Below are 4,940 nucleotides of genomic sequence, written 5' to 3'. Positions count from 1 at the left end.
CGAGGGTGCTGACGACCGCGTCCACCGACCGCTCCTGGAAGAGCGCGACCCGGCTGCCGACGCGGACCCCTTCCGCGATCAGCCGGTGCGCCGCGCTGTTGGCCAGCTCGTCCAGCTCGCGGTACGTCAGCCGCCGCCCGCCGTGCACGACGGCCACGGCGTCCGGGGTGCGGACGGCCTGCGCGGCGAACAGCTCGCCCAGCCCGGCGTCGGCGCTTTCGGTGACCGGACCCGCCCAGCGCTCCAGCAGCAGTTCGCGTTCCCCGGCGGACAGCAGCTCCAGCTCCGTGACGGGGAGGTCGGGCGTCTCGGCGGCGGCCTCCAGGAGTCGTACGAGCCGGTCGGCGGCCGCCTGGATCGTGCTCGCGTCGTACAGGTCGGTGGCGTACTCGACGGTGATGTCCAGCCCGCCCGGTTCGCCGTCCGCCCCCCGGTGCTCCGCGAAGCCGAAGGTCAGGTCGAACTTGGCGATCTCCACCTCGGAGAACTCGTACGCCGTCCGCAGCCCCGGCAGTTCGGGTGCGTCGGCCGCCGTGTCGCCGAGGGTGAGCATGACCTGGAACAGGGGGTGCCGGGCCGGTGTGCGCTCCGGGTTGAGGATCTCGACCAGCCGGTCGAAGGGCAGGTCCTGGTGGTTCCAGGCGGCCAGGTCGGTCTCCCGGGCCCGGGCCAGCAGCTCCCGGAAGCTGGGGTCGCCGCTCAGGTCGGTGCGCAGCACGAGGGTGTTGACGAAGAAGCCGACCAGGTCGTCCAGCTTCTGGTCCGTACGGCCGGCCACCGGCGAGCCGAGCGGGATGTCGTGCCCACCGCCGGAGCGGGAGAGCAGGGTCGACACGGCGGCCTGGGCGACCATGAACAGGGTCGCGCCGGTGTCCTGGGCCAGGGCGGTGAGCGCCTGGTGGAGCCGGGCGTCGCCGTGCACGGTGTGGGTGCTGCCCCGGTTGGAGGCGGTGGCCGGGCGGGGCCGGTCGGTGGGGAGGGTGGCCTCCTCCGGAAGGTCCGCCAGCGTCTGGCGCCAGAAGCCGAGCTGGCGTTCCTCGTCCTGCTCCATCAGCTGCTGCTGCCACAGCGCGTAGTCGGCGTACTGGACCGGCAGCGGCTCCCAGCCGGGTGCCTGCCCCTGGGCGCGGGCCGCGTAGGCGGCGGCCAGGTCGCGGAAGAGCGGGGCGTTGGACCAGCCGTCGGAGGCGATGTGGTGGATCACCAGGAGCAGGACGTGCTCCCGGTCGCCGAGGGCCAGCAGGTGGGCGCGCAGCGGGAGGCTCGCGGCCAGGTCGAACGGGGTGGCCGAGAGGCCGGCCAGGCGGGCGGGGAGCGCGTCGGCGGTGACCGGGACGACGGGCAGCGCGACCGGCTCGGGTGCGCGCACCGACTGGTACGCCTTGCCCTCGTGGGTCGGGTAGACCGTGCGCAGGCTCTCGTGCCGGGTCACCAGGTCGGTGAGCGCCAGGCGCAGGGCCTCCCGGTCCAGCTCGCCGGTCAGCCGCAGCGCCATCGGGATGTTGTACGTCGCCGAGGGGCCCTCCATCTGGTCCAGGAACCACAGCCGTTGCTGGGCCGAGGACAGCGGCAGCCGCTCGGGGCGCTCCTGCCGGTCCAGCGCGGCCCGCGGCAGCTCCCCGCTTCCCTCGGTGACCCGCTCGGACAGCGCGACGACGGTCGGGTACCGGAACAGGTCCTTGACGCCGAGCTGCACGCCGAAGGCCTGCCGGATCCGGCTGATGAGCCGGGTGGCGAGCAGGGAGTGGCCGCCGCGGTGGAAGAAGTGGTCGTCGATGGTGGCCGACGGGAGTCCGAGGACCGCGGCGAACAGCCCGCACAGGACCTCTTCCTGCGGGTTGCGCGGTGCGCGTCCGACGACGTCGTGGATGATCTGCGGGGCGGGCAGCGCCCGCCGGTCGATCTTGCCGTTGGCGGTGAGCGGAATCGCGTCGAGGACGACGAAGGCCGACGGGACCATGTACTCGGGGAGCGCCGAAGTGGTGTGCCGGCGCAGGTCGCCCAGGTCCACACCGTCCCCGGCGGTCACGAGGTACGCGACGAGCCGCTTGTCGCCGGGCCGGTCCTCGCGGACGATCACCGTGGCCTGGACGACCGCCGGGTGCGCGGTGAGCGCGCCCTCGATCTCGCCGAGTTCGATGCGGAAGCCGCGCAGCTTGACCTGCTGGTCGGCCCGGCCGAGGTACTCGAGCGAGCCTTCGTGGTTCCACCGCACCAGGTCCCCGGTGCGGTACATCCGGGAGCCCGGCTCGCCGTACGGGTCGGCGGTGAACCGCTCGGCGGTGAGTGAGGGCCGGCCCACGTAGCCGCGCGCCAGACCGGCCCCGGCGATGTACAGCTCGCCGGGCGCACCGGCGGGAACGAGCCGGAGCGCGGAGTCGAGGACGTAGAGGCGGTGGTTGTCGAGTGCCTCGCCGATCGGGATCGTGCCGGGGTGGTCGTAGGGGCGGCGGATCCGGTGGGTGGCGGCGAAGGTGGTGGTCTCGGTCGGGCCGTAGCCGTTGACGACGGTCGTGTCCGGGCAGTGCTCCTGGATCCGCCGCACCGCCTCCGGCGAGACGACGTCACCGCCCGCCCACACCTCCCGGACCCCGGCGAAGGCCTCCGGCACCTCCTCGGCCATCACCCGGAACAGCCCCGCCGTCAGCCACAGACTCGTGATCGAGTACCGGGCGAGCAACTCGCCCAGCGTCCCGGTCTCCAGGTGCCCCCGGGGCGCCACGACGACCGTGCCGCCGGTCAGCCACGGCACCCAGATCTCGTAGGTCGACGCGTCGAAGGTGTGCGGGGAGTGGAAGAGGACGCGGCTGTGGTCGCCGCCCGCGTACATCCGCTGGCGGGCCAGGTCGGCGACGTTGCGGTGGGTGACGGCGACACCCTTCGGGACACCGGTCGAGCCCGAGGTGAACATGACGTACAGCCACTGGTCGGGGTGGGTGACGGCGGTGGTCCTCGTCGCGGGGCGGCCGTCCAGCTCCTTGCGGTCGATGACGAGGTCCCGGGCCTGCGCCCTGGCGACCAGCGGATGGTCGGCCAGCGCCCGGTCGGTGATCAGGACCGGCGCGTCGAGTTCGTCGAGGATCTGGGTGTGGCGGGTGTCCGGGTCCGCCGGGTTGAGGGGCGCGTAGGCGCCGCCCGCCTTCACGACCGCGAGCATGGCGATCAGGAGATCGGCCGAGCGCTCCATCATCAGGGCGACGACGGACTCGGGGCCGACCCCGAGGCCGGTGATCCGCTGCGCGAACCGGTCGGACTCCGCGTCGAGTTCGGCGTAGGTGAGGGAGCGCTCCTCGGACGCCACGGCGAGCGCGTCCGGCGTCCGCGCCACCTGAGCGGCGAACAGCTCCGCGAGGCCGGCGTCCGGAAGGCTGCCGTCGGTGACCGGCCCCGCGCCCAGCCCCAGCAGTCGCTCCCGCTCCTCGGGACCCGTGAACTCCAGCTCGCTCACCGGCAGTTCGGGGTCGGCGACGACCGCTTCCAGCAGCCGCACCAGACGGTCCGCGAGCCCTTCGACGGTCCGGGCGTCATACAGGTCCGTCGCGTACTCGACGGCCAGGTCCAGGCCGTCGGGACGGCCGTCGGCCGTGCGGTGCTCGTGGAAGGAGAAGGTCAGGTCGAACTTGGCGATCTCCAGCGGGGTGAACCACGACTCGGTGTGCACGCCCGGCAGTTCGAGGGCCGGCTTGGCCGCGTCCTGGAGGGTGAGGGCCACCTGGAAGAGCGGGTGGCGGGCGGTGCTGCGCTCGGGGTTGAGGATCTCCACGAGCCGGTCGAAGGGCAGGTCCTGGTGGGCCCAGGCGGCCAGGTCGGTCTCCCGGACCCGGTCGAGCAGTTCGCGGAAGGAGGGGTCCCCGTCGACATCGGTGCGCAGCACCAGGCTGTTGACGAAGAAGCCCACCAGGTCGTCGAGGCGCTGGTCGGTACGGCCCGCGATCGGCGCCCCGATCGGGATGTCCGTACCGGCACCGGAGCGGGCCAGCGCGGTCGCCACCGCGGCCTGCGCCACCATGAACAGGGTCGTCCCGGTCTCCCGGGCCAGCCGGGTCAGCGCCTCGTGCAGCGCGGGCGGGCACTGCACACCGTGCGTACGGCCCCGGAAGCTCGCGGTCGCCGGACGCGGCCGGTCGGCCGGGAGGGTGACCTCCTCGGGCAGTTCGCCCAGCGTGTGCCGCCAGAACTCGGCCTGCCGCTCCCCGTCCGCCGCGAGCAGCTCCTCCTGCCAGAGGGTGTAGTCGGCGTACTGGACCGGGAGCCGCTCCCACTCGGGCGCCCGGCCCTCGGCGCGGGCGGTGTATGCGGTCGCCACATCGCGCAGGAAGGGGGCGGTGGACCAGCCGTCGGAGACGATGTGGTGCATGACGACGAGGAGGACGTGGTCCTGCGCGCCGGTGCTGAACAGGGCGGCCCGCAAAGGCAGTTCGGAGGCCAGGTCGAAGGTGCAGGCGGCCTCCGCGGCCAGCAGCGCGTCCAGGGTGTGCTCCTCGGCCGCGGTGACCGGCAGGTCCAGGCGGATCTCCTCGGCCGGCAGCACCACCTGCCCCGGCTCCCCGTCCGCCCCCGAGAACAGCGTCCGCAGACTCTCGTGGCGTACGACGGTGTCGGTCAGCGCGAGCCGCAGCGCCTCGATGTCCACGCAGCCGGTGAGCCGCAGCGCGAGCGGGATGTTGTACGTCGCCGACGGCCCCTCCAGCTGGTCCAGGAACCACAGCCGGCGCTGCCCGAACGACAGCGGCACCCGCTCCGCGCGCGCCACCTCCCGCAGCGCCGGCCGCCGTACGTCCTCCCCGTCCCGCGACTCCACCAGCTCCGCCAGCGCGGCCGGGGTCGGCCCCTGGAACAGGTCCTTGACCGTGATGCCCACGCTGAAGGCCTGCCGGATCCGGCTGATGAGCCGGGTGGCGAGCAGGGAGTGGCCGCCGAGGTGGAAGAAGTGGTCGTCG

General features: G+C 73.5%; 1 protein-coding gene. It reads right to left on the bottom strand.

All coding sequences use genetic code 11. The annotated features are described in order from the left end of the window. A partial coding sequence (locus tag AB0B40_RS37905; protein ID WP_362268173.1) for an amino acid adenylation domain-containing protein occupies positions 1–4,940 on the bottom strand: 4,940 nt, incomplete at both ends.

Origin of the sequence: Streptomyces sp. NPDC042638 (assembly GCF_040647235.1) — a bacterium.
GTDB lineage: Bacteria > Actinomycetota > Actinomycetes > Streptomycetales > Streptomycetaceae > Streptomyces > Streptomyces rameus.
Note: the sequence above shows the minus strand (reverse complement) of the source record. Positions and strands in the feature narration are given on the sequence as shown.